We start from the raw sequence: 261 nt of genomic DNA, 5'->3' as shown, positions 1-261 counted from the left end.
CCCACCGCTTAGCCCAATTATGAACATGGTGGAGGGGAAAGGTAGTAACTGGCAAGCAGAAGAGATTTTCCCTGCTATTGATAATATGCGTATTCCAATTCAATATTTAGCGAATTTACTCACTGCAGGAGATGAATCACATATTCGTCTTACGTTGAAAAAAATGGCTGTTATGCGAACGCATATGAGAGCATTGCAAATTAATAAAGAACCAAATGAATCGGTATTAAAAGAACTCGGCTTAACGAAACAGGATGTAGA

General features: G+C 38.7%; 1 pseudogene. It reads left to right on the top strand.

The annotated features are described in order from the left end of the window. Nucleotides 1-261: pseudogene (gene narH, locus SB822_RS58370) on the top strand (nitrate reductase subunit beta); the annotation flags it as partial.

Origin of the sequence: Paraburkholderia sp. SIMBA_054 (genome assembly GCF_046534875.1) — a bacterium.
Taxonomy (GTDB): domain Bacteria; phylum Pseudomonadota; class Gammaproteobacteria; order Burkholderiales; family Burkholderiaceae; genus Paraburkholderia; species Paraburkholderia hospita.
The sequence above is the reverse complement of the archived record's forward strand: the minus strand, read 5'-3'. Positions and strand labels throughout refer to the sequence as shown.